This window comes from Phaeobacter sp. JH20_37, from assembly GCF_048056015.1.
GTDB lineage: Bacteria > Pseudomonadota > Alphaproteobacteria > Rhodobacterales > Rhodobacteraceae > Phaeobacter > Phaeobacter bryozoorum.
Genome location: NZ_JAYMWW010000020.1, coordinates 196,380 through 218,242, shown reverse-complemented (window position 1 = coordinate 218,242; position 21,863 = coordinate 196,380). Strand labels below are relative to the sequence as shown.

Here is a 21,863-nt window from a genome sequence, read left to right as displayed (position 1 = left end):
CTAGGCGACGCGGTTTCCTTGTGACCAGACGGAAGACAACGCTGGCACCCCTGCCCGCATTCGGAAGCGGATCAGATCTGCGCGCTTTCCGATGTCGATACGTCCACGATCCGTCAGGTTCACCGCGTCCGCCGGTGCCGAAGTGACGGTCGCGAGGCCTCGCGACATGTCACCCCAGATATCGCCAAGCTGCGCAGCTGCCAGCAACAGGGCCGCAGGCACATAATCGGAGGACAGCACGTCAAGAAGCTCTAGTTCCGCAAGCTCCTTTGCCGCAACGTTGCCGGAATGCGAACCCCCGCGGATCAGGTTCGGCGCGCCCATCATCACCTTGATGCCGTGCGCATGGCAGGCCTGTGCCGCCTCGACGGTGGTGGGGAATTCAGCAAGATGGATGCCGTGACCGGCTGATACCGCCACCTGGTCAGCAGTTGTATCATCATGGCTCGCCAGAACCGCTCCAAAGCGGCGCGCAGCATTCACCGCCTCGACCTCGTGCAGGTCGCCATAGGTCTCGCGCATTTGCTTCAGTCCCGCTACATGCGCTTGGAAGCCTTCGTCATCAAAGCCATGCTTGCCCTTCACATAGGCTTCCAGCTTTGACATGTCGCGGAACTGGCGCTGTCCCGGCGTGTGATCCATCAGGGACACCAGACCGACCCGGTCCTCCTCCCCAAAATCGTTCAGCTCCTGTACCAGGGTTTCAGAACACACCTCGGCGCGCAGATGTAGAAAATGGCTGATCTTGAGCGCCGCCTGATCGCGAAGCTCAAGCAATTCAGATGCAAGACTACGGGCATAGGCGCCGTAGCGGGACTCAGCCGCCTTGATCGAGCCAACGCGCATTGCATCAAAAACTGTGGTAATCCCGGTTCCCGCCAGCTCGGCATCATGAGCGATAATGGCCGCGGCATGGGGCCAGTCGACCTTCGGTCGCGGTTGAATATGTCGCTCCAAGTTGTCGGTGTGCAGCTCAATCAGACCGGGGCACAGAAAGTCTCCCTCAAGGTCAATAGCCCCATTCGGTACGGATGCGCCATCGGCGATATCCACGATCTGCCCATCTTTCAGGGTGACGGAACCGGTGCGGGTTTCTCCGGGAAGAACGAGCGTGGCATTGGCAAGGATCATAGGTTCTGTCATCTGAGTTTCACACGGTTTGAGCTATAGAACGGGCCACACCTAGGAGGCCATTGTGACATTCACGCGATACGCGATCTATTATGTGCCGCCCAAGCAGGCGGAATGGAGCCGATTTGCATCCAGCTGGCTGGGCTGGGACCTCTGCGAAGGGCGTCCGCTGGATCATCCCACGAACACCGGTCTGGACGTTGCTGCAATCACTGACGTGCCGCGCAAATACGGGCTTCACGCGACCATAAAGCCGCCGTTTCGGCTCGCTGAGGGCAAGACAGCGGACGCTCTGGCTGAGCGGTTTGCGCAGTTCGCAACTGAGATGGCACCAGTTAGGCTGGACGGGCTGACGCTCACACGGCTTGGCCGTTTCCTCGCCCTTTGTCCAACCGGAGATCAGCTGTCGCTGAACCGCCTTGCGTTTAACTGCGTGCGGGATCTGGAAGATTTCCGCTCTCCACCTTCGGCAGCTGAACTGGATCGGCGCCGCACTGGAGGTCTGACGCCCGCTCAGGAACAGGCGCTTCTCACCTGGGGCTACCCCTATGTCGGCGACAGCTTCCGGTTCCACATCACGCTGACCGGCAAACGGCCTAAGGCGGAACTGCCTGCCATCGAAAGCATGTTGCAGGACCGGCTTGGGCCGCTGCTGCCAGCGCCCTTTGTTCTTGGAGATCTGGCTCTGGTCGGCGAGGGCAGCGACGGTCGTTTTCAGCTGATCCATCGTCATGCCCTGACTGGCTGAAGCCAGGGGGCCAGGGCTGCTTCTGCGGCCTTGATCGCCCCGTCCAGTTCACCGCTGTTGTCGATGTCGATTACATGCTCGAGCCCGGTCGGTAACGGCGTTGCCGCGCGGGCAAGCCTGCGGCTGACTTCAGCGCCATCCTCGCGCCCGCGCTCGGCCAACCGCGCCGCCAACGCCTCTGGGGTGGCTGTGACAGACAGAACAATCAGGACCCCAAAAACATCCTGCGCTTCGAGGAGCACCTTTCTCGAAAGGTTCACCAAGACGCCCGATGCGACCCCACGCGCCTCGTCTATCTCTCGTGGAATCGCATAGTGCAGACCGTGCGCCTGCCAATGGAGCGCAAACCGCTCCTCGGCACGGAGCGCTGCAAAACGGGCCTCGCTTACAGCCTCATAGTCTTCACCACCCAGTTCCGGCGCCCGCGTGATGACGCGCCGCTGCTTCTGCACGCCCGGCAGACGGGCCATCAGCGCATCCATCAGGCTATCCTTGCCAACCCCTGAGGGGCCAACCACAGCGATAACAGGGGCTATCGAAGGCTCCAGGATCATGCAGCAGCCTTTGGGGTAAAGGCTGAAACATCGACAAAACGATCGCAGACCTGCTCGCGTGCGGCCTCATCGTGGAAGATACCGATAATGGCGGCGCCGCGCGCCTTGGCGTCTTCGATCAGAGACAGAACGGTCGCCCGGTTTTGCGCATCGAGACTCGCCGTTGGTTCGTCCAAGAGCATCGCCGGGTAGGTATGGGCGAAACCGCGAGCAATGTTCACCCGCTGCTGTTCCCCACCCGAGAAGGTGGTCGGGCTGAGCTGCCACAGGCGTTCCGGTATGTTCAATCCGGCAAGCAGGGTCGCGGCCCGGTCGCGCGCCGCAGCTGTATCAACGCCCACCGACAGAAGCGGCTCAGCCACGACATCAAGCGTTGGTACTCGCGGCACGACCCTCAGGAACTGGCTCACATAGCCCAGCGTTTCACGGCGCAGCGCCAAGATCTCGCGCGGAGCCGCCTTCGCCACATCCACGCCGCCCACCATAACCCTGCCAGATGCCGCCAGATAATTCCCGTAGATTACCCGCATCAGAGTGGATTTTCCCGCCCCGGATGCGCCTATCAGGCCAATGCACTCTCCGGGGGCCACCTTTAGATTTGCACCTTCCATGACCGGGATGACCGCACTGCCCTGATTGTGCAGGGTGAAGCTCTTGCTGACGTTTTGAAGTTCAATCATCTCGGATCCTCAGACCTGAAGAACGCTGGAAACCAGCAATTGGGTATAGGCGTGCTGCGGGTCATCCAGCACCTGATCGGTCAGACCAGCCTCGACGACATGACCGTCTTTCATGACCATCAGCCGATCCGCCAGGAGACGCACCACCGCGAGATCATGGGTCACGATAATGGCGCTCAGGCCCATTTCCCGCACCAGCCCGCGCAACAGATCCAACAGCCGCGCCTGCACCGAAACATCAAGCCCGCCAGTGGGTTCGTCCATGAAGACAAGGCGCGGCCCGGTGACCAGATTGCGGGCAATCTGAAGTCGCTGCTGCATCCCGCCGGAAAAAGCTGTGGGCCGGTCATCGATGCGGCTTTCGGCGATCTCGACCCGCCCCAACCAATCCGCAGCATGGGAGCGGATGTTCCCGTAGTGACGATCCCCCACAGCCATCAGCCGCTCGCCGATGTTGCCGCCCGCCGAAACGGACATCCGCAAACCCTCACGCGCATGCTGATGGACAAAAGCCCAATCCGTGCGCCCCAGCATGCGACGCGCAGGTTCCGACATTGTGACAGTATCCATTGGCCCGTCTGTACGGGTGTCGAAAACCACCTCACCCCGATCCGGCGTCAGATGCCCAGCCATACTGTTAAGCAGGGTCGATTTTCCCGACCCGCTTTCCCCGACGATGCCCATGACTTCGCCCGGATAAAGATCAAAGCTTACATCCGTGCAGCCAACCCGCGCGCCATACATCTTGGCCAGGTTTTTTACTTGCAACAGCGGCGTCATCACGCGGCCTCCTCGCTCAGGCGGCCGAGATGGCCCGCGTCACGCCGGGATCGGCAATAATCCGTGTCGGAGCAGACAAACATCCGGTTGCCAGCATCATCCAGGATCACCTCATCCAGATAGCTGTCCTCTGCCGCGCAGAGATCGCAGGGATGATCTGCCTTGCTGGCCTCGAACGGGTAATCCTCGAAGTCGAGTGAGACGACTTTGGTATAAGGCGGGACGGCATAGATGCGCTGTTCACGCCCCGCGCCAAACAGCTGGATCGCCGCCATATTCATCTTTGGATTGTCGAACTTTGGAATGGGAGACGGATCCATCACATAGCGATCCGCGACCTTCACCGGATACGCATAGGAAGTCGCGATGGCGCCGTGCTGGCTGATATCCTCATAAAGTTTCACGTGCATCAGCCCATATTCCTGCAAGCTGTGCATCTTGCGAGTTTCGGTTTCGCGCGGCTCAAGGAAGCGCAGCGGCTCCGGGATCGGCACCTGATAGACCAGGATCTGGTCTTCGGTCAGCTCTGCCTCCGGGATCCGATGGCGGGTCTGGATGACGCTGGCCTTTTCCGTTTCCTCGGTGGTTTCAACATCGGCGGTCTTTTCAAAGAACTTTCGGATCGAAACTGCATTCGTGGTGTCATCGGCACCCTGATCGATCACTTTCAACGTGTCATCCGGGGTCAGCGTGGCGGCAGAGACCTGCACGCCGCCGGTGCCCCAGCCATAGGGCATCGGCATTTCGCGGCTGGCAAAGGGCACCTGATAGCCCGGCACCGCCAGCCCTTTCAGGATCGCCCGGCGGATCATCCGCTTGGTCTGTTCGTCCAGATATGCAAAGTTGTAGTCAGACATGTTGCCTCAATTCGTTGCAGGAACCGTTTTATGCAAACGCCCCTGATTTCCTGGATTTTGATTTTGGCCTTCGGGGTGTTCGCTCTTTGGGACTACCGTCGAAAGAAACGTCGAAGGGATAGCCTCCGCAAAGAACCTGATGGCACTTGGACTTGGATTGGCCTTGACGGCTCTGAATACAAATCGCCCAATCATCCTGATCGGCCAGGAGGTGACTGGTACGCCGAAACGAGCAATACTGATGGATGGGGAGACTAGCCTCATTCTGCCGCCTCCCGTGCCGCCAGCGTTTCCGCCAGCTCCGCTGCCTCGCGGCGCAATTTGCGGACCAGTTCCAGTTCGGATTGGAAATCCACGTAGTGCGGTAGTTTGATGTGCTCGAGGAAACCGGTGGCCTGAATATTGTCGGCGTGGCTTAGGACAAATTCCTCGTCCTGCGCCGGGGCGCCAAGGTTGTCTTCGCCGAGTTCTTCCCAGCGCAGGGCGCGATCGACCAGCGCCATGGCGATAGATTTGCGTTCTGACTGACCAAACACCAGCCCATAGCCACGGGTGAACTGCGGTGGCACGGTTTTCGACCCCTTGAACTGGTTCACGGTCTCGCATTCGGTCAGCTCAACCTCTCCGATCTCAATCGCGAAACCCAGCTCTGGGATCTCCATTTCGACTGGTACGGTGCCGATGCGCAGCTCCCCCACAAAGGCGTGGTTGCGCGCATAGCCACGCTGGGTCGAATAGGCCATGCCAAGGATGAAGCCTTCGTCCCCGCGCGTGAGCGACTGTAGACGCACCGCCCGCCCCGCCGGAAATGACATCGGCTCGCGCGTCAGGTCGCCCGGTTCCGTATCGTCCTGAGGCTCCTGTTCAATAATGTTCTCGCCATCGAGGAAAGTCAGGATATGTGGCGTGTCTTCGCTCCGCGGCTCAGCTGTCTGAGCCTCCGGCAAATCTTCGGCATAACTCTCCGCCGCCAGTTTGAAATCCAGCAAGCGATGGGTGTAATCGAAGGTCGGCCCAAGCACCTGACCACCAGGCGCATCCTTAAAGGTCGCAGAGATCCGTCGGTCACAGGCCATACGGCTCGTTTCAACCGGCTCAGATGCACCGAATCGCGGCAGCGTTGTGCGATAGGCGCGGATCAGAAAAATCGCCTCAATCAGATCCCCACGCGCCTGTTTGATCGCCAGCGCCGCCAGGTCAGGATCGTAAAGCGAACCCTCAGCCATCACCCGGTTCACCGCCAGGCTCAGCTGTTCGCGAATCTGGGCCAGGCTCAGCTCGGCCACCGATGTATCGCCCCGGCGTTCTTCGGCCAGCCACGCATGGGCGTTGTCAATCGCCCGTTCGCCCCCTTTTACGGCAACATACATGTCTTAGCCCTCCTTCTTGGACAGCGGAGCAATCCGGCTGGAACGTGGCAGCGCGCAAAGCTGGCTGCCGACGGTGAAATAAGTGTCGAACCCCAGCGGGAAGAGCGCAGAGTTATCCTGAAATGCGCCCAGATCAGGCAGGTGGATCTGGGCGGTGTCTTTAATGCCAGGGCCGCTCAATTCAGCGTTGGGTCGTGCAAGTTCGTCCATTTCAACGATCAGAGTGGCCGAGCGATCCGGGTATTCAGCCGTGCCGATACGATAGACATCAACTGGTGCCAGCGCAGCCCAGCCGCCCAGCGCAAAATCTGCAACATCAGCCGCCACCAGCGGCGCGCCTGTATGAAAGGTGACCCATTCCCGCACCGCCAGCGTGTCAACATCCGGCGCTAGGTAGAGACCCGTGTCGGGATCACACAGCGTCAGCAACAGGCAGCCAGCGGCGACAGACAGGTCATCGGGTGGCGCTGCGCCAGTGATGTCCATGATCTGGCCAGGACGTGCCATGGCGGTCATCGCAGCGCGAAACGCATGCGCCGACTGCACCGCAGGAGAAGCAAAACCACCAGAGAAATGAGAAGCATGGGCTTGCGTCGACATCAGTCTTCCCCTCGCACCATTGTAAAGAAATCAACTTTCGTAGCGGCGGCTTTTGCAGCCCGAGCCGCCTTTTTCGCCTGCTTTGCCTCGCGCAGCGGTGCCAGGATCTGACGCTGCACGTCAGCCGCCGCCCCGGTCTGCATCAGCGCATCAATCTTGGCGGCGATCTCAGCCTGTGCCTTGTTACGGCCCTGAACATAGCCGTGGCCGACAACGCCATCGGCCAATGTCAGCGCGCAGCGGGTAACCGTCATTTCACCGAGGTTGAAGGCCGCTCCGCTGGCCCCCATGCGCCCCCGCACCATCACGCCGCCAACTTCGGGCGGGCGCAGCCATGCGTGATCGGGGTTCTGCCCATAGCTCTGCCAGAGCTCCTGCAATGCCGCGGCATTTGCAGAGGCAAGAAGGCTCATCCATGCTTGGCGGTCCACCCCGCTGCCGGTACCACCCGCTGTCATGCTGTTTTCTCTGTTCATCTTGTCGAAGCCTCTTGGCCTGTTTGTCTAGCTTGTCTATACAACTAGACAAATGGTACCTGAGTCGCCCCACGCGGCGCAACGACAACCTTGTGAAAGTTTCGTGACATGCCCCGCACCCCGGTCTGGAAATCCATCGCCATCAGCCTCACCGATGACATCGCACAGGGGCGCTATCAAACCGGCGACAAGCTTCCGCCAGAGGTGCAGCTCGCAGGCCGATTTGGGGTCAACCGCCACACTGTCCGTCGCGCCTTGTCGGAGATGGCAGACCAGGGGCTGGTTCACGCCCGCCGGGGCGCCGGTGTCTTTGTTGCGGCTCAGCCAACAGATTACCCGATTGGCAAAAGAGTCCGCTTTCACCAGAACGTCGCTCGGCTGGGACGTATTCCAGCAAAGAAAATCCTCAGCCTGGAGACCCGGGCTGCCGACCGCCGAGAAGCCGAAGCGCTGGGGCTGGAATCAGGAACAGCCGTACATGTCTATGATGGGTTGTCACTGGCGGATGGCCAGCCGATTGCCCTCTTCCAAAGCGTGTTCCCCGCCGAAGACCTGCCTAATCTGCTCCCCGCGTTGCAAGAGACCCAATCGGTAACAGCGGCGCTGAAGATCTGCGGGGTCACCGACTATACGAGGGTGGAGACCCGTATCACGGCCAAACTCGCAACTGCCACGCAGGCACTGCACCTCAGGATCTCCGAGGGCAGCCCGATCCTGCGGACAACCGGCATCAACGCAGCGCCAGACGGGACCCCTGTCGAATTTGGCCGAACTTGGTTTGCCGGGGACCGGGTGACCCTGACCGTCAGCGATCAGGATGACGCGGGTTTGGCCGACGGGTGACCTGTCTGCATGACGCCCTCGCTGATGGCTGATCCGCAGGCAGGTGCTATGCGTATTTCTCTAAGAAGGCTTCGGCGCTTAGCGCTCGAAAATCGGGGACCGCCGCCTTCAACCGGGCATTGTCCCAGTCCCACCAGGCCAAGGCGATCATCGCCTCAGCGACTGCTTCGGTATACCGACGCCGGATGAGCCGCGCCGTGTTTCCTCCGACGATCGTATAGGGGGCAACGTCCTTGGTGACGACAGTCCCGGCCGCCACCACGGCACCGTGGCCAATGGTCACCTCGGGCTTGATCAGCACACCATGCCCGATCCAGGTGTCGTGGCCGATATGTGCCAGCCGACTGGCACGATGCTGAAACCAGTCCGCGTCATCTTCGATGTCGTCCCAATAGGCCGACGAGCGGTAGAGGAAATGATGCAGCGAGGCCTTTTGCAGCGGATGATCGGTGGCGCCAATACGCGTGGCGCTGGCGATATTCGAGAACTTCCCGATCTCAGCATTGGCGATATCACAGTAGCGATCACAGTAGCTGTAATCGCCGAACCGGCTGTTCAGTACCCGGCTTTCCGCCCCGATTTCGACGAAGGCGCCAAACTGGCTGTTTGCGATCGAACAGTTGGAATGAAGATACGGCTGATCGGCAGAGAGACGGGGCATTGGGTGGCTTTCGAAGATATTGAAGAGACAGGTTCTTAGCACCGCCAACGGTCACGGCAGCAGCATCGCGCCACCCTGACGGCGGGCCTTGCGGCCCGGCTCGCCCTTGATCAGGCGGCGGCGCAGCCAACCGGACACCCAATCCATGACCATCACCATGAGAATGATCAGCACGATGTAATAGGCAACCTCTTCCCAGTCCTTCTGGGTGATAATGGCCTGAGTCAGCAGCAAGCCGATACCGCCACCGGTGATGGCGCCAATGATCGTTGCGCTGCGCGTGTTTGATTCCAGGAAATAGAGCAGCTGGCTCAGCAAGACAGGCGTGATCTGCGGAATGACACCGAAGCGATAGCGCTGCGCCGGCTTCGCGCCTGTGGAGGCAACGCCTTCGATCTGTTTCTCGTCCACATTCTCCAGCGCCTCCGAGAAAATCTTGCCAAAGGTGCCAGTGTCGGTCACCAGGATCGCCAAAGCGCCAGTCAGCGGACCGGGTCCAAAGGCCCGGGCAAGGACCACGGTCCAGATCAGAGAGTCGACGCCGCGCACGAAGTCAAAAAGGCGACGGGTTGCAAAGCGGACCGCGCGCAGCGGCATGAAGTTCCGGGTAGCAGCAAATGCGAGCGGCAGCGCAATCAGCCCCGCGCCCATCGTGCCAAGGAACGCCATCAGCAGCGTTTCGAAAATGGCCCAGGCCACATCCTGATGCCGCCACATCTTGTTGGTCCAGAAATCGTGGAAGATCGCGCCCGCTTCACCAGTTGCGGCCCGGGTCACCAGCTCACCCGGCCCCAGACCGTGGTAACGGCTGTCGAGGGTGAAGAAGAACAGCTCCCAACCAGCAAAATACCGAAACACCTCCGCACGGTTACGGGTCACCGTCAGACGCCCGGCGTCGGTCGTCACCGCCAACCGGTTCTTTGAGACATTGATCCAATCCGGCAGATCGCCTGCCGGAAATTCGGCCTGCACGCCAGCGCTGCGACTTGGGGTTGCGCGGATCCTACCATAGCCGGGGATATCAAAAACAATGCTCTCGGGGCCGAAGCGAACCTGATGACCATCTTCGAGGTCAATCACGGTAACGTCGGACGGTGTCGTCGCGAGGGAAACCCACTCCGGCGCTTGCCCATCGGGATAGGCCCCTTTGCGCTCTCCCTCGATGGCGACGCTAACGTCACCTGTCCGATTGTCGCGCGTGACGTGGGTTTTGTAGCTGTAACTATCTGCCACCAGCGTGCGGGCATTCTGCGGATTCATCCGCGCGGCCAGCCCCGCAACGTCGAAGGCGACGAAGACATAGGCGAGATAGACCAGTACCAAGAGCGGCAGAGAAAGGTTCAGGACGCGCTTGCGGATGAACAGGCGCTCCATGTCCAGTTTGCGCAAGGTCGGCGGAACAGTGGTGTCAAAGGTCGTCATTGTTTGGCTCCGTGGGTCAGCCGGTCGCGCAGCAGGCCCGACAGTTGATCCACCAGGACGATGGTAAAAAACAGCAAAAGAAAGATCGCCGCAGCTTCATCATACCGCCCCTGCCCCCAGGACATGGCGTTGCGCAGCTCGTAGCCGATACCGCCCGCCCCGACGAAGCCGAGAATGGCGGAGGCGCGGATATTGATTTCGAACCGCAGAAGTGCGTAGCTCACATAGTTCGGGCCGACCTGGGGAAAAACGCCCAGCACCATGCGCTGCGCCCAACCGGCCCCGACAGAGGCCAGTCCTTCGACAGGCTTCAGCGATGCGTTCTCATTCACCTCGGAAAACAGCTTGCCCAGAGCGCCCGCAGTATGGATCGCAATCGCGATCATCGCAGGCACCGGTCCACCACCCAAAAGAAAGATCAGCACCAGTGCGATGACGATTTCCGGGATCGCACGAAAGATATCCAGCATCCGGCGGAACAGCGGGATAAGGCGCGGCCAGCGCGCCAGCCCCCGTGTTGCCAACAAAGACAGGATGGTTCCGAAGATTGCCCCAATCAGCGTGGCAGCGGCAGCGATGTTCAAGGTCTCGACCAGGGCCGGTGAAAACTGTAACACATGCCCGGGCAATAGGGCCACCTTCTCGACCGCTTCCGAAAGCACCTCAGAGGGGTAGTCAAAAACATGGGTAATCCCATTCCAGAAAGACCCTGCGTTGCGATCGTCGGCGATCCTGAAACCGGCGGCCATCATCGCCACAAATACGGCCAGAAGGATCCCGCCATAAAGGCGCTTGCGCTGTATCAGCGCCTGGTAATCGGCCTGAATGTCGGACACCGAAGAGGCCGAGGCTGTTGCATCTGTCATGAGGGGATCCTGTGTCGTCGAAAACAGCCGAACGGCTGGGCTTTCGATGTTTCACGTGGTGGAGACTGCGCGCAGTCAGTTCCGAACCAGGGCAGTTGGCAGATAAAATGGCGGGGTTCGGTACGAATTCTCCGAACCCCGCGCGTTTAGGTACTGAAATTAGTTGGACTTCAATTTCCGCGCTTCGATGATAACCTCGTAGGCCTCGTGGGTGATCGGCATGAAGCCTTTCGCCTCACCGGCGGCCACACCATAGAAACATTCAGCATCCATCGACTTCAGAGAGGCCATCAGGCCAGTCATCTTCAGCTTCACGTCCTCGGGCAGTTCGGTGCGCAGAACAACCGGGCCCTCGGGAATAGGTTTGGACTGCCAGATCTGCACCAGATCGTTCATATCGACGAGACCTGCATCAACCGCGCGACGCAGCGCGCCGGAGTTGAAACCATCTTCCCACTCACCCAGGCCGTCAGCCCAGCTGACGCCGGCGTCCACATCGCCATTCGCAACAGCGACGATTGTCTGCTCATGCCCGCCGGTGAATTTAACCTCGCCAAAGTAATCGCCGGAGGTCATGGTCGCGCCGGTTGCCTGTGGAATCTCGATCGAAGGGATCAGGAAACCGGAGGTGGAGTTCGGATCACCAAAACCAAATGTCTTGCCCTGCATGTCATCGAGCGATGTGATCCCGCTATCCTTACGCGTGAAACCGATGGAATAGTAGCCATAGCCACCGTCGTTGTTCACCTTTACCAGGATCGGCTCTACCGCCGCCGGATCACTGAGATAAGTTTTGGCATAGCCGGATGCACCCAGCCACGCCATGTCGATGGTGCCGCCCAACAGCCCCTGGATCACCCCGTTGTAGTCGGCCGGGGCAAAGAGTTTGGTTTCGACCCCCAGAAGATCCTCGGTCTTTTGACGCAGGCACTCGTTGTTGTTCAGGCGATCCTGAGCGTTTTCACCACCAAGAATACCGATACGGAATTCCTGAATTTCCGAGGTCTCAGCAAGAACCGGTGCGGTCAGCGCGGTGGTCGCCAGAATGGTAGCAATAAGGTTTTTCATTAGTCAATCTCTCTGGTTGGTCATGTCGGCGAACGAACCGCCGGGTTTGGAAAAAACTGTCAGTCCGCCGGAACAGGCTGTCGGCGCGGCTGAGTACGGTTCAATGTCTCAATCTCTGTAGAGGTTGCGGCCTCGGAGAAGTCCGCGCCTGCTCCGTAGATTTCGCGGGCGACACCGGTCGTCAGCTGCTCCGGCAGACCATCGAACACGATGCGCCCATCCCGCATGCCGACAACACGGTCGCAGTAGCGACGTGCGGTATCCAGTGTGTGCAGATTGGCGATGACAGTGCGGCCGTCCTCCTCGTGGATACGGCGCAGTGCCTCCATGACTGTCTGGGCATTCATCGGATCAAGCGAGGCAATCGGTTCATCCGCCAAAATGATCCTCGGATCCTGCATCAGAGCCCGTGCAATCGCGACCCTCTGTTGTTGACCACCCGAGAGCGCCTCGGCCCGTTTGGCGGCGTGTTCGGCGATACCAAGCCGGTCAAGGATATCAATCGCGCGATGGATGTCGTCCATCGGGTAGAGATTGAACAACGTCGCAAGGCTCGAGCGACGGTTGAGCGTGCCGTGCAGCACGTTGGACACGACATCCATCCGCGGAACCAGATTGAACTGCTGAAAGATCATCGCACAATCGGATTGCCAGGCGCGTTTCTCCTTGCCGCGCAGCTGGGTCACATCGCGCCCTTCGAAAAGGATGCGCCCCTCACTGGCGTCCCCAAGCCGGTTGATCATCCGCAGCAACGTGGATTTCCCCGCGCCCGAGCGGCCGATAATGCCGATCATGCAGGGCTTGTCGATATCCAGCGTCGCGGCATCCACCGCGATCTTGTCGCCGAATCTCTTGGTCAGTTTGTCAATTCGCAGCACCTGAGGCTCCCGTCTCTTTGCGGGACTGACTAAGCTGCCAGATCAAAACTTGTGTGTCATCGCGGTGAAGCTTTTGTAACGGCCGGCATGACAACAGCCAGCACGCCCCTAGGCGCGCCGGCAACAAGCCGCTATACGGCGACGAAACGCTGCCCACGAAACCAAGGAACTGCTGCCATGTCTTTCGACCGCTCCATCAAAATCGCACCTTCGATCCTGTCTGCCGACTTTGCCAATTTCGGCCAGGAGATTCAGGCCATCGAATCCCAAGGCGCCGATTGGGTTCATATCGATGTGATGGACGGGCATTTTGTACCCAACCTTACTTTTGGTCCGATGGCGGTGAAGGCGTTTCGCCCACATGTCAAAACCGTGATGGATGTGCATCTGATGATTGCACCGGTTGACCCCTATATCGACGCCTATGCAGATGCCGGGGCCGACGTTCTGACCGCACATGTCGAGGCCGGGCCGCATATTCATCGCACCCTGCAAGCGATCCGTGGGGCAGGTATGAAAGCCGGTGTGGCCCTGAACCCCGGCACCCCTGCCGAGGCGGTTGCCCATCTGCTGGATCTGACCGATCTGATCTGCGTCATGACGGTGAACCCCGGATTCGGCGGTCAGAAGTTCATCGATATGACCGCCAAGATTCGCAGCCTGCGGTCCATGATCGGTGATCGTCCGGTGCATATCGAGATTGATGGCGGCGTTGACCCCAAGACCGCACCGCTGGTGGCAGAAGCCGGGGCGGACGTGCTGGTCGCCGGATCAGCAGTGTTCAAGGGCGGCTCCGTCGATACGCCGGAGGTTTACGGAGAAAATATCCGCAACATCCGAGCCGCTGCTGCTGGCGTCTGGGCCTGAGCGAGCGACATCACAGCAGCGCGCATTCAGTAGGGCGGACACAAGGAACTCCCGCCCGCTGCGACGCCTTTCAAGAAAGGCGCTGAAGCCGTTGGGCCAAGCGCCGCGCGTTGCGCGGCGCGGGCGCTTCACGCCAGCCGGTCCGCGAAATGGGACAGCAGAAGATGCTTCAGGATCTTGCCTGTCGGTGCCGCTGGCAGCTGTTCTGTGAGCACAATAAGGCCGGGCCGTTTATAGCCTGCCAGACGCTCTGCCACGAAGAGACGTAAGTCCTCAACCCGAGGCGCATCGGCAGTGGCCACCTGCACAAAGGCGACCACCTGTTCGTCCCCGTCCATCTGGCGGCCGACAACAGCGGATTGAACCACCTGCGGATGGGCATTCAGAGCTGCTTCGACCTCCGGCGGGAAGACATTGAAACCGCCATGGATAATCAGCTCCTTGGCGCGTCCGTCGATGTGCAGATTGCCGCTTTGGTCCCAACGCCCCATATCGCCGCTGCGCAGCCAACCTTCGGGATCGAGAGCCGCCCGCGTGGCGTTCGGGTTGCGGAAATAGCCGAGCATAACGTTGTCTCCGCGCAGGCAGATCTCTCCCAGCCCGCCGCCGCCGCCCGGAACATTTTCATCCAGACGCACCTCAACCCCCGATAGCGGTGGGCCAACCGATGTATCAGGGTCACCCAGGCAGTTGCGGGTCGCGCAGATCCCTGCCGTGGCCTCGGTCATCCCATAGCCGTTCTGCAGGGCAACGCCGTAAAAATCTTCCGCCCGCCGTTTCCAATCCGGGTCGAGCGGAGCCGCGCCAGAGGAGACATAGCGCAGATCGGGACTATCAAGATGCGCCAACCCCTGTTCCTTAGCGTATTGCATCACCAGCGCGTGCATCTGCGGTACGGCGGAAACCAGGGTGACGCCGCTCCGCAACGCCTGATAAAACCGCGCCGCGCTAAAGCGCGCCTCAAGACGAACCTCGGCCCCGATCATCACGGAGGCAGTCAGAACGGACGCGAGGCCAAACACATGGCTAAGTGGCAAAACGCCATAGATCACATCTCGTACGGTCATATCGCGCAAGCGAGCCGAGGCACCGCCGCCGAAACTCAGGTTTCCATGGCTGAGCATCACCCCCTTTGGATCACCGGTCGTACCGGTTGTGTAGAGCAGCACGGCCAGATCGGACGGTATCGTTTCATCGCCTCGATCGCCCGCCGCAACACCCTCTCCGGGGGCTGACATCACGATCTGCAAGCTGCCCAGATCGCCCGGCATCGGGTGTGCGCCCAATCGGGCCGCGTGGGCCGCAGCATCCGGCGAAGCGGCCACCGTCAGCAGGATCACTGTCGGCTCGGCATGGGCACGGATACGCTCGACCTCGGGCGCTCGCATCCGGGCATTCACGGGAACTGCAACACCGCCCAATTGTGAAGTAGCAAACAGGGCTGCAACGGCGACGCAGCAGTTCTCGCAGAGTAACATGACCCGGTCACCCGGCCCCACTCCAGCGGCCACCAGATGAGATCGCAGTTCATCGCAGACGCGGGCAAGCTCACCATAGGTCCACTTCGTCCCGCCGCTGTCGCTGAAGGCCGGAGACTCCGGACGATGGCGCGCATGCTGCTCAAGATACTCGTGCCAAAGCGTCATGTTCGATTCCCCGTGGTCGTGTTGATATCTGTCACCTCCCCCTCCGCAGACAAAGCTGCGCCGCGGGGGCCTCAGCCCCGTATCCTTTTGAAGACCCCGGTCGCGGTGGCCAAGATCTGCCCGCGACCATCCACCAGCTCTCCCGCCACATAGGCCAGGGAGGCGCCACCGCCTGTTGCCGTTGCCGATGCCACAACCTGCCCGGACCGTGCAGCCGCGATATAGGACAAGGTCAGTGAGACGGTCACCACCGGCGGGTGCAAGGCTGCGTCAAAATGCTGAGATGCCGTATTGCCACAGACCACATCCATCAGGGTCGCAACGATGCCACCATGCAGGAGGCCATTGCGGTTAAGGTGCTGTGGAGCAAGCTCCAGCATCACAAGGCACGCCCCGGTTTGCGTATCGATCTCGGTGCGATACCCGACCATCTGCTGACAACCTGGATCGTCAATGATGCGCTTGGTGCCCCTGGACCCATATGCCGCCGCAGCCTCGGTGGCCTGCGATATCGGATCAGGCCGCCGTGAGGTCAATGAACCGCTCCAACTGGGTATCAGCATCACCAAAGCGGTGTTCCGCCAAGACGATGCGTTTGGCAATATGGGCCAGCTCATATTCGGCAGTCATCGCGATGCCTCCGTGAAGCTGGATCGCCTCTTCCGCGATATGGCGCCCCGTCCGCCCGATGAGATTGCGCGCGGCGGCGATATGACGATCCCGCACCAGTGGCAGATCCTCCAGGTGGCCTGCTGCATTGATCACGGCAGAACGCGCCTGTTCGAGCTCGATCAACATCTCTGCAACGCGATGCTGCAAGGCCTGAAACGTGCCGATTGGACGTCCAAATTGCTGCCGTGTAGTCAGGTAATCCATCGTCAGCCGTACGGCTGTTTCCATCGCGCCAAGCGTCTCTGCGGCGAGCGCAACCTCCGCCGCGGCAATGGCGCCTTCGATACGGTCCGCAGCATTGCCAGCTGCGCCGATCCGCGCTGATTTCGACAGCCGAACACCATCCAGTTCCATCTCGGCGGCTCTGCCGCCTGCCAGCAATGCGCTACCCCGCATTCGCAGACCGGGTGCATCGGGGCGAACACAAAATAGGGACAGGCCGTCACGATCTCCGGGTGACCCTGCTTCGCGCGCGGCAACAATCAGCAAGTCGGCCGCCTCTGCATTCACCACCACGGATTTCCGCCCGGTGAGCAGAATGTCATCCCCCTCGTCGACAGCCTTGGTTTCGATCCAGGTACGCTCATACCGGCTGGCAGGCTCGCCGTGGGCAAAGGCCAGCTGCAGATCTCCAGCGATCAGCCGATCAATCATTTTCTGATCACGCGGCGAAATCGGATCTGTGCCAGAGCCACACAGCAGCACGCCACAAAGAACGGCGCTGTCAAGCACCGGTTCAACAACGCCGGCCCGACCCAATTCCTCAAACACCGTCGCAATGTCGAATCCAGCCCCGCCATATCCACCAGCGGCCTCGGGCAACAGCGCGCCAATCACCCCGAGGTCAGCAAGCTGTCCCCAAATTGCCGGAGAGTACCCCGAAGGATCGGCAAGCGCCTGGTTTCGGGCGGCGACAGAATACCGATCGCGAAGAAACCGGCGCAAACTGTCCTGAAGCATCTGGCGCTCTTCTGTCAGCTGAAAGTTCATGTCCTGCCTCCCAGTGAAACCTTGGCAATGATATTCTTCTGGATCTCGTTCGATCCACCGAAGATCGACAGTTTTCGATTGTTGAAATACTGGGCCGCGACAGCTTCGCTCCCCTCTGGTGGAGAAAGCGCGTTGTTGTCACCGGCTACCGCCTCCGACGCAAACGGCAGGGCATAAACGCCCGCTGCGCGCCGTGCGAGATCGTTGATCTCCTGACGTATTTCGGTGCCTTTCACCTTGAGCATGGAGCTTTCGACGCCCGGCGCCTGCCCTTGGGCCGCAGCTGAGATGATGCGCAGATTGGTGGTGGACATGGCCATCAGATCGATTTCCGCGCGGGCGAGTCGCGCGGCGAATTGTGGATTTTCGATCAGCGGGCGACCGCGATGAAGCTGGTGACGCGCGAGACGTTTCACCGCCTCCAGCCCTGCCTGGCTGAACCCGACACCTGCAATATTGGTGCGTTCATGGGTCAGCAGATATTTGGCATAGGTCCAGCCTTTGTTTTCCTCACCAACCAGATTTTCAGCAGGCACGCGCACATCATTGAACCAGACTTCGTTGACCTCATGGGTGCCATCAAGAAGGATGATCGGCCGCACTTCGATGCCTGGTGTCGCCATGTCAATCAGCAGAAAGGAAATCCCCTCCTGCTGCTTGGCCTGAGGATCAGTGCGGACGAGACAGAAAATCCAGTTGGCGAATTGGCCAAGCGTGGTCCAAGTTTTTTGTCCGTTGACGATATAATGGTCACCATCGCGAACTGCGCGCGTGCTCAGGCTGGCCAGATCGGACCCTGCGCCCGGCTCGGAATATCCCTGACACCACCAGTGTTCACCGGACAGAATTTTGGGCAGGAAATACGCGCGCTGCGCATCGGATCCGAATTTTTGCAGAACCGGCGCAAGCATGGTCAAACCAAACGGAACGATGCGCGGCGCGTGGGCGCGACAACATTCTTCTTCGAAGATGTGGCGCTGGACCGCATTCCAGCCGCAGCCGCCATACTCCTGCGGCCAGGTCGGTGCCAGCCACCCCTGATCGTTCAGGATCTGGTGCCAGCGATCATGCCCCTCTTTGCCGATACCCCGCCCCAGGCGCACAGCGTCCGACAGATCCTGAGGCAGCTTCGCCTCCAGAAAGGCGCGCACTTCCGCGCGAAAGGCCAACTCTTCGGTCGAGTAATTCAGATCCATCTCCGCGTACCTCCCCGCGCTATTTCGATAGTGCCCGCTGCTCTCATCCGGGATCTACTTGGACCGCACCTACCGGCGAAGCCGTACCCAGATAGTCAGTAGATCTCGAACAGGCCCGCAGCACCCATGCCGCCGCCGATGCACATGGTTGCAACACCCAGCTTGGCCCCACGTCGACGGCCCTCACGCAGCAGATGCCCGACCATTCGTGCGCCTGTCATGCCAAAGGGATGGCCGATGGCAATTGATCCGCCGTTCACGTTGCAGATTTCATCCGGGATACGGAGCTGGTCACGGCAATAGAGCGCCTGGCTGGCAAAAGCCTCATTCAGCTCCCACAGATCGATATCCGCGACTGTCAGCCCGTGCCGCTCCAGCAGGCGCGGCACCGCATGTACCGGGCCGATGCCCATTTCGTCAGGCGCACAGCCGGCAACGCAGAACCCGCGAAACGCCCCCATCGGGTTCAGCCCTCGACGGCTTGCCTCGGTGGCCTCCATCATCACGACCGCCGCCGAACCATCGGAAAGCTGGCTGGCGTTTCCTGCGGTGATGAACTTGCCCTCGCCACGCACCGGGTCCAATCCGGCAAGCCCGTCCAAAGTGGTTTGCGGGCGATTACATTCGTCGCGATCCACAGTCACCTCGCGGGTGCCAACCTCACCGGTTTCCTTATCTTTTAAAGCCATAACGGTCTGCATGGGCACGATTTCGTCGTCAAACAGCCCTGCACCCTGCGCCGCTGCTATCCGCTGCTGGCTGCGCAGCCCGTAGGCATCCTGCGCTTCCCGGCTGATCCCGTAACGCTCGGCAACGATATCTGCGGTATCGATCATGGCCATATAAACGTCTGGCTTGTGCGCCTGCAGCCAGGGGTCCTGCACCTGCTTCACATTGGGCTGCACCATGGAGATGCTCTCGACCCCACCTGCAACCATCGGGCCAGCCCCTTCGGCTGTAATCTGCTGGGCCGCAAGCGCGATGGTCTGAAGACCCGAGGCGCAGAACCGGTTCACAGTCATGCCTGCTGCGGTCTGCGGCAATCCCGCGCGCAGTGCAATCTGACGTCCGATATTGTGACCCGTAGCCTGTTCGGGGAACCCGCAGCCGATAATGCAATCCTCGATCTCGCCACCATCTAGGCCAGCCCGCTCGACGGCTGCAGCTACGGCATGGCCGCCCAAAGTCGCGCCATGGGTCTGGTTGAACGATCCGCGAAAAGACTTGGCCAACCCAGTGCGGGCAGCGGAAACGATGACAGCCTGTTTCATCTCACCGGGCCTCCTTGTTGAGATCGTCAAAGCTGCGGCCCTCGGCGACAAGCTCTTCCAGCAAGGGCGCCGGCTGCCAGAAAAACGCATCTTCCTTGGCATAGCGTTTGATGTCCTTGAGGATGCTATCCAAACCTTGCAGGTCAGCCCATTTCAGCGGGCCGCCCCAAAACCGCGGAAAGCCATAGCCGAACAGCAATACCATATCCACATCCAGCGGACGCCGGGCGATGCCCTCGCCGACAACCTTCGCCGCCTCATTGACCATCGCGCACATGTAGCGCCGCAGGACCTCGTCATTGGCCAAGACCTGCGGCGTCACGCCCTGATCCCGCTGATCGCGTTCGATATACTCGGATACCTGTGGATTTGGGGTCCCGCCGCGCTTGCCCTCTTCGTAGACATAAAAACCCCGGCCGGTCTTCTGCCCGAAATCTCCAGCTTCGCAGAGCATATCGGAAAAATGCACAATCCGCTCACGGGGATCGCGTGTCGGCGCTCGCCGTTTGCGGGCTGCCCAGCCGATATCAAGCCCTGCCAGATCCGCCACCGCAAATGGCCCCATCGCAAATCCGAACCCGGTCATCACCTTGTCAATCTGGTAGGGTGAGGCTCCGTCCAGCACCATGTAATCGGCAGCCTTGCGGTAGCTGTTCATGATCCGGTTGCCGATGAAGCCATCGCAGACACCTGAACGCACAGAGATCTTCTTCAGCCGCTTGCCAAGGGCAATTCCGGTGGCGATCACATCAGGCGCGGTCTGATCTGCAACCACGACCTCAAGCAGTTTCATCACATGCGCCGGGGAGAAGAAGTGCAATCCGATCACATTCGCCGGTCGGCGCGTCGCAGCAGCGATTTCATTGATATCGAGATATGACGTGTTGCTGGCGAGAATTGCGCCGGGTTTGCAATGCGTATCCAGCGCCGAGAAAACGTCGCGTTTGACGTCCATGTCTTCAAACACTGCTTCGACCACCAGATCGACCTGCGACAGCGCTGCATAATCCGTCGCCAGCTGCAGCGCCTCGTTCATCATGGTATCAAACTGCGACTGAACGATCTTGCCGCGTTTAAGCGCCCCTTTCAGATTGCCTTCGATCCGTTCATGAGCTGCGACCGTCGCCGCATCATCACGTTCGATCAGTACTACGGGCAGCCCCGACAACAGGGCGGCGGTTGCAATGCCTGCGCCCATCGTGCCGCCACCAATCACCCCCATCGAGGCGACGTCGCGCGGGGTCACATCGGCCAGCTCTGGCAGCTTGCTGACCGCGCGCTCCGAAAAGAATGCGTGGATCAGACCCTGTCGCTGATCGCTCTCCATCAGCTTCTTAAACAGCTCTCGCTCCTGGCGCACCCCGTCAAGAAAGCTCTTGGCTTCACATGCAGCCTGAACGGCACGCACCGCGACGGCCGGGGACAGCTGACCGCGTCCCCGGGCGAGCACCCGCTCATAGGCTTCATCGAAATCGATGGGTTCCGGTGGCGGCATATCACAGACCGGTCGACGCGGCGCATCCTGGTCCAGCAATTCACGGGTGTAAGCCAGACCGACTTCGCGGGGACTGCCCTCGGCAATACGGTCAACGACCCCCTTGTCGAAGGCTTCTGCCGTCGGCACATGGCGGCCGGTGGTGATGATCTCCAGTGCCGCCTCGGTTCCGGTGACGCGCGGCAGCCGCTGCGTCCCCCCAGCGCCCGGGATGATGCCGAGATGCACCTCAGGCAAGCCCATCTTGGCGCTCGGCACTGCAATCCGGTAGTGCGACGACAGCGCAACTTCCAACCCGCCGCCCAGCGCGGTGCCGTGGAGGGCAGAAACCACGATGAGCTTGGCGGCTTCGATGCGGTTGCACAGGTCAGGCAATCCGGGCTCTTGCATCGGCTTGCCGAACTCGCGGATATCGGCGCCAGCGAAATAGGTTCGCCCCTCGCCGTAGATCAGTACGGCACGTGCGCCTTCTTCCTCGGCGCGCTCAATCCCGGCAAGAAGCCCACGGCGCACGTCAACGCCAAGAGCGTTCACTGGCGGGTTCTGCGCGCCCAGCACTGCAATATCGCCAATACGCTCATAAACAACGGCTTCAGTCATGGATCTTTCCTCTTATTGCGAGCGATGCCGAGCAAAACTTCGACAGGCTCCAACCGCGGGAACGCAGCTGCCTTGCGGCAGGCACGGATCAGGACGCAGACGTCACCCCCGCACATTTCGCCATGCGGAACATCATTCCGCAAACTTGATGCCGACCCTAAATCCGGCTTCGTGACCTGACAAGAGATATCA

22 protein-coding genes are annotated in these 21,863 nt (G+C 60.4%); 3 read left to right on the top strand and 19 right to left on the bottom strand.

Annotated features, from left to right (window positions below):
* Positions 1-1,143 (bottom strand): alpha-D-ribose 1-methylphosphonate 5-triphosphate diphosphatase, encoded by a 1,143-nt coding sequence (locus VWZ87_RS17700; protein ID WP_416536490.1) that lies wholly within the window; start codon positions 1,141-1,143, stop codon positions 1-3.
* A gap of 52 nt (positions 1,144-1,195) precedes the next feature.
* Between VWZ87_RS17700 and VWZ87_RS17695 the strand changes: the two genes are divergently transcribed.
* A complete protein-coding gene (locus VWZ87_RS17695; RefSeq protein ID WP_416536489.1) occupies positions 1,196-1,879 on the top strand; it encodes a DUF1045 domain-containing protein in 684 nt (227 codons plus the stop codon).
* On the opposite strand, the gene phnN is transcribed toward VWZ87_RS17695, so the two are convergent.
* The 7 genes from phnN to phnG all read right to left on the bottom strand — a co-directional run bounded on the left by phnN (position 1,861) and on the right by phnG (position 7,196).
* The gene (gene phnN, locus VWZ87_RS17690; RefSeq protein WP_416536488.1) at positions 1,861-2,433 is read right to left on the bottom strand and encodes a phosphonate metabolism protein/1,5-bisphosphokinase (PRPP-forming) PhnN; all 573 of its coding nucleotides are present in this window, start codon (positions 2,431-2,433) and stop codon (positions 1,861-1,863) included. The two genes, VWZ87_RS17695 and phnN, sit on opposite strands and share 19 nt — an antisense overlap.
* Positions 2,430-3,113 carry a phosphonate C-P lyase system protein PhnL gene (phnL, locus tag VWZ87_RS17685; RefSeq protein WP_340544373.1) on the bottom strand — a complete coding sequence of 228 codons (684 nt, stop codon included), beginning with the start codon at positions 3,111-3,113 and terminating at the stop codon, positions 2,430-2,432. Before phnL ends, phnN begins: the two co-directional genes overlap by 4 nt.
* A 9-nt stretch (positions 3,114-3,122) precedes the next feature.
* Positions 3,123-3,893, bottom strand: coding sequence for a phosphonate C-P lyase system protein PhnK (gene phnK / locus VWZ87_RS17680; protein WP_416536487.1), 771 nt, complete (start codon positions 3,891-3,893; stop codon positions 3,123-3,125).
* Positions 3,893-4,750 carry an alpha-D-ribose 1-methylphosphonate 5-phosphate C-P-lyase PhnJ gene (locus VWZ87_RS17675; protein ID WP_211002836.1) on the bottom strand — a complete coding sequence of 286 codons (858 nt, stop codon included), beginning with the start codon at positions 4,748-4,750 and terminating at the stop codon, positions 3,893-3,895. Before VWZ87_RS17675 ends, phnK begins: the two co-directional genes overlap by 1 nt.
* A 260-nt stretch (positions 4,751-5,010) precedes the next feature.
* Entirely contained in the window at positions 5,011-6,120 is a 1,110-nt protein-coding gene (locus tag VWZ87_RS17670) for a carbon-phosphorus lyase complex subunit PhnI (protein ID WP_416536486.1), read from the bottom strand.
* A 3-nt stretch (positions 6,121-6,123) separates the two neighbouring features.
* Positions 6,124-6,720, bottom strand: coding sequence for a phosphonate C-P lyase system protein PhnH (gene phnH / locus VWZ87_RS17665; protein ID WP_416536914.1), 597 nt, complete (start codon positions 6,718-6,720; stop codon positions 6,124-6,126).
* Positions 6,720-7,196, bottom strand: a complete 477-nt coding sequence (gene phnG, locus VWZ87_RS17660; RefSeq protein ID WP_416536484.1) for a phosphonate C-P lyase system protein PhnG — start codon at positions 7,194-7,196, stop codon at positions 6,720-6,722. Before phnG ends, phnH begins: the two co-directional genes overlap by 1 nt.
* 108 nt (positions 7,197-7,304) lie before the next feature.
* Here phnG and phnF point away from each other — a divergent pair, with 108 nt between their 5' ends.
* Complete coding sequence (gene phnF / locus VWZ87_RS17655) at positions 7,305-8,039, top strand: phosphonate metabolism transcriptional regulator PhnF (protein WP_416536483.1); 735 nt, start codon at positions 7,305-7,307, stop codon at positions 8,037-8,039.
* A gap of 46 nt (positions 8,040-8,085) precedes the next feature.
* Here phnF and VWZ87_RS17650 read toward each other — a convergent pair whose 3' ends face one another.
* The 5 genes from VWZ87_RS17650 to phnC form a co-directional block, all read right to left on the bottom strand.
* Positions 8,086-8,700, bottom strand: a complete 615-nt coding sequence (locus tag VWZ87_RS17650; protein ID WP_340544366.1) for a chloramphenicol acetyltransferase — start codon at positions 8,698-8,700, stop codon at positions 8,086-8,088.
* Positions 8,701-8,751: 51 nt separating this feature from the next.
* A complete protein-coding gene (phnE, locus tag VWZ87_RS17645) occupies positions 8,752-10,122 on the bottom strand; it encodes a phosphonate ABC transporter, permease protein PhnE (RefSeq protein ID WP_416536482.1) in 1,371 nt (456 codons plus the stop codon).
* Positions 10,119-10,988, bottom strand: a complete 870-nt coding sequence (phnE, locus tag VWZ87_RS17640; protein WP_416536481.1) for a phosphonate ABC transporter, permease protein PhnE — start codon at positions 10,986-10,988, stop codon at positions 10,119-10,121. The genes phnE (VWZ87_RS17645) and phnE (VWZ87_RS17640) overlap by 4 nt, the downstream gene beginning before the upstream one ends.
* A gap of 159 nt (positions 10,989-11,147) precedes the next feature.
* A complete protein-coding gene (gene phnD, locus VWZ87_RS17635) occupies positions 11,148-12,056 on the bottom strand; it encodes a phosphonate ABC transporter substrate-binding protein (protein WP_416536480.1) in 909 nt (302 codons plus the stop codon).
* Between the two features lie 59 nt (positions 12,057-12,115).
* Positions 12,116-12,934, bottom strand: a complete 819-nt coding sequence (phnC, locus tag VWZ87_RS17630) for a phosphonate ABC transporter ATP-binding protein (RefSeq protein ID WP_416536479.1) — start codon at positions 12,932-12,934, stop codon at positions 12,116-12,118.
* A gap of 177 nt (positions 12,935-13,111) precedes the next feature.
* Here phnC and rpe point away from each other — a divergent pair, with 177 nt between their 5' ends.
* Positions 13,112-13,801, top strand: coding sequence for a ribulose-phosphate 3-epimerase (gene rpe, locus VWZ87_RS17625; RefSeq protein WP_340544360.1), 690 nt, complete (start codon positions 13,112-13,114; stop codon positions 13,799-13,801).
* 128 nt (positions 13,802-13,929) lie between these two features.
* Here the strand turns inward: rpe and VWZ87_RS17620 are convergent, their stop codons facing one another.
* The 6 genes from VWZ87_RS17620 to VWZ87_RS17595 all read right to left on the bottom strand — a co-directional run bounded on the left by VWZ87_RS17620 (position 13,930) and on the right by VWZ87_RS17595 (position 21,671).
* Positions 13,930-15,447, bottom strand: a complete 1,518-nt coding sequence (locus VWZ87_RS17620; protein ID WP_416536478.1) for a class I adenylate-forming enzyme family protein — start codon at positions 15,445-15,447, stop codon at positions 13,930-13,932.
* A 71-nt stretch (positions 15,448-15,518) separates the two neighbouring features.
* Positions 15,519-15,878, bottom strand: a complete 360-nt coding sequence (locus VWZ87_RS17615; RefSeq protein ID WP_416536477.1) for a PaaI family thioesterase — start codon at positions 15,876-15,878, stop codon at positions 15,519-15,521.
* 85 nt (positions 15,879-15,963) lie between these two features.
* The gene (locus VWZ87_RS17610; RefSeq protein WP_416536476.1) at positions 15,964-17,109 is read right to left on the bottom strand and encodes an acyl-CoA dehydrogenase family protein; all 1,146 of its coding nucleotides are present in this window, start codon (positions 17,107-17,109) and stop codon (positions 15,964-15,966) included.
* On the bottom strand, positions 17,106-18,305 hold the full coding sequence (locus VWZ87_RS17605) for an acyl-CoA dehydrogenase family protein (protein WP_416536475.1): 1,200 nt from the start codon (positions 18,303-18,305) through the stop codon (positions 17,106-17,108). The genes VWZ87_RS17610 and VWZ87_RS17605 overlap by 4 nt, the downstream gene beginning before the upstream one ends.
* A 95-nt stretch (positions 18,306-18,400) precedes the next feature.
* Complete coding sequence (locus tag VWZ87_RS17600) at positions 18,401-19,576, bottom strand: acetyl-CoA C-acyltransferase (RefSeq protein WP_416536474.1); 1,176 nt, start codon at positions 19,574-19,576, stop codon at positions 18,401-18,403.
* Position 19,577: 1 nt separating this feature from the next.
* The gene (locus VWZ87_RS17595; RefSeq protein WP_416536473.1) at positions 19,578-21,671 is read right to left on the bottom strand and encodes a 3-hydroxyacyl-CoA dehydrogenase NAD-binding domain-containing protein; all 2,094 of its coding nucleotides are present in this window, start codon (positions 21,669-21,671) and stop codon (positions 19,578-19,580) included.
* Positions 21,672-21,863: the final 192 nt, after the last annotated feature.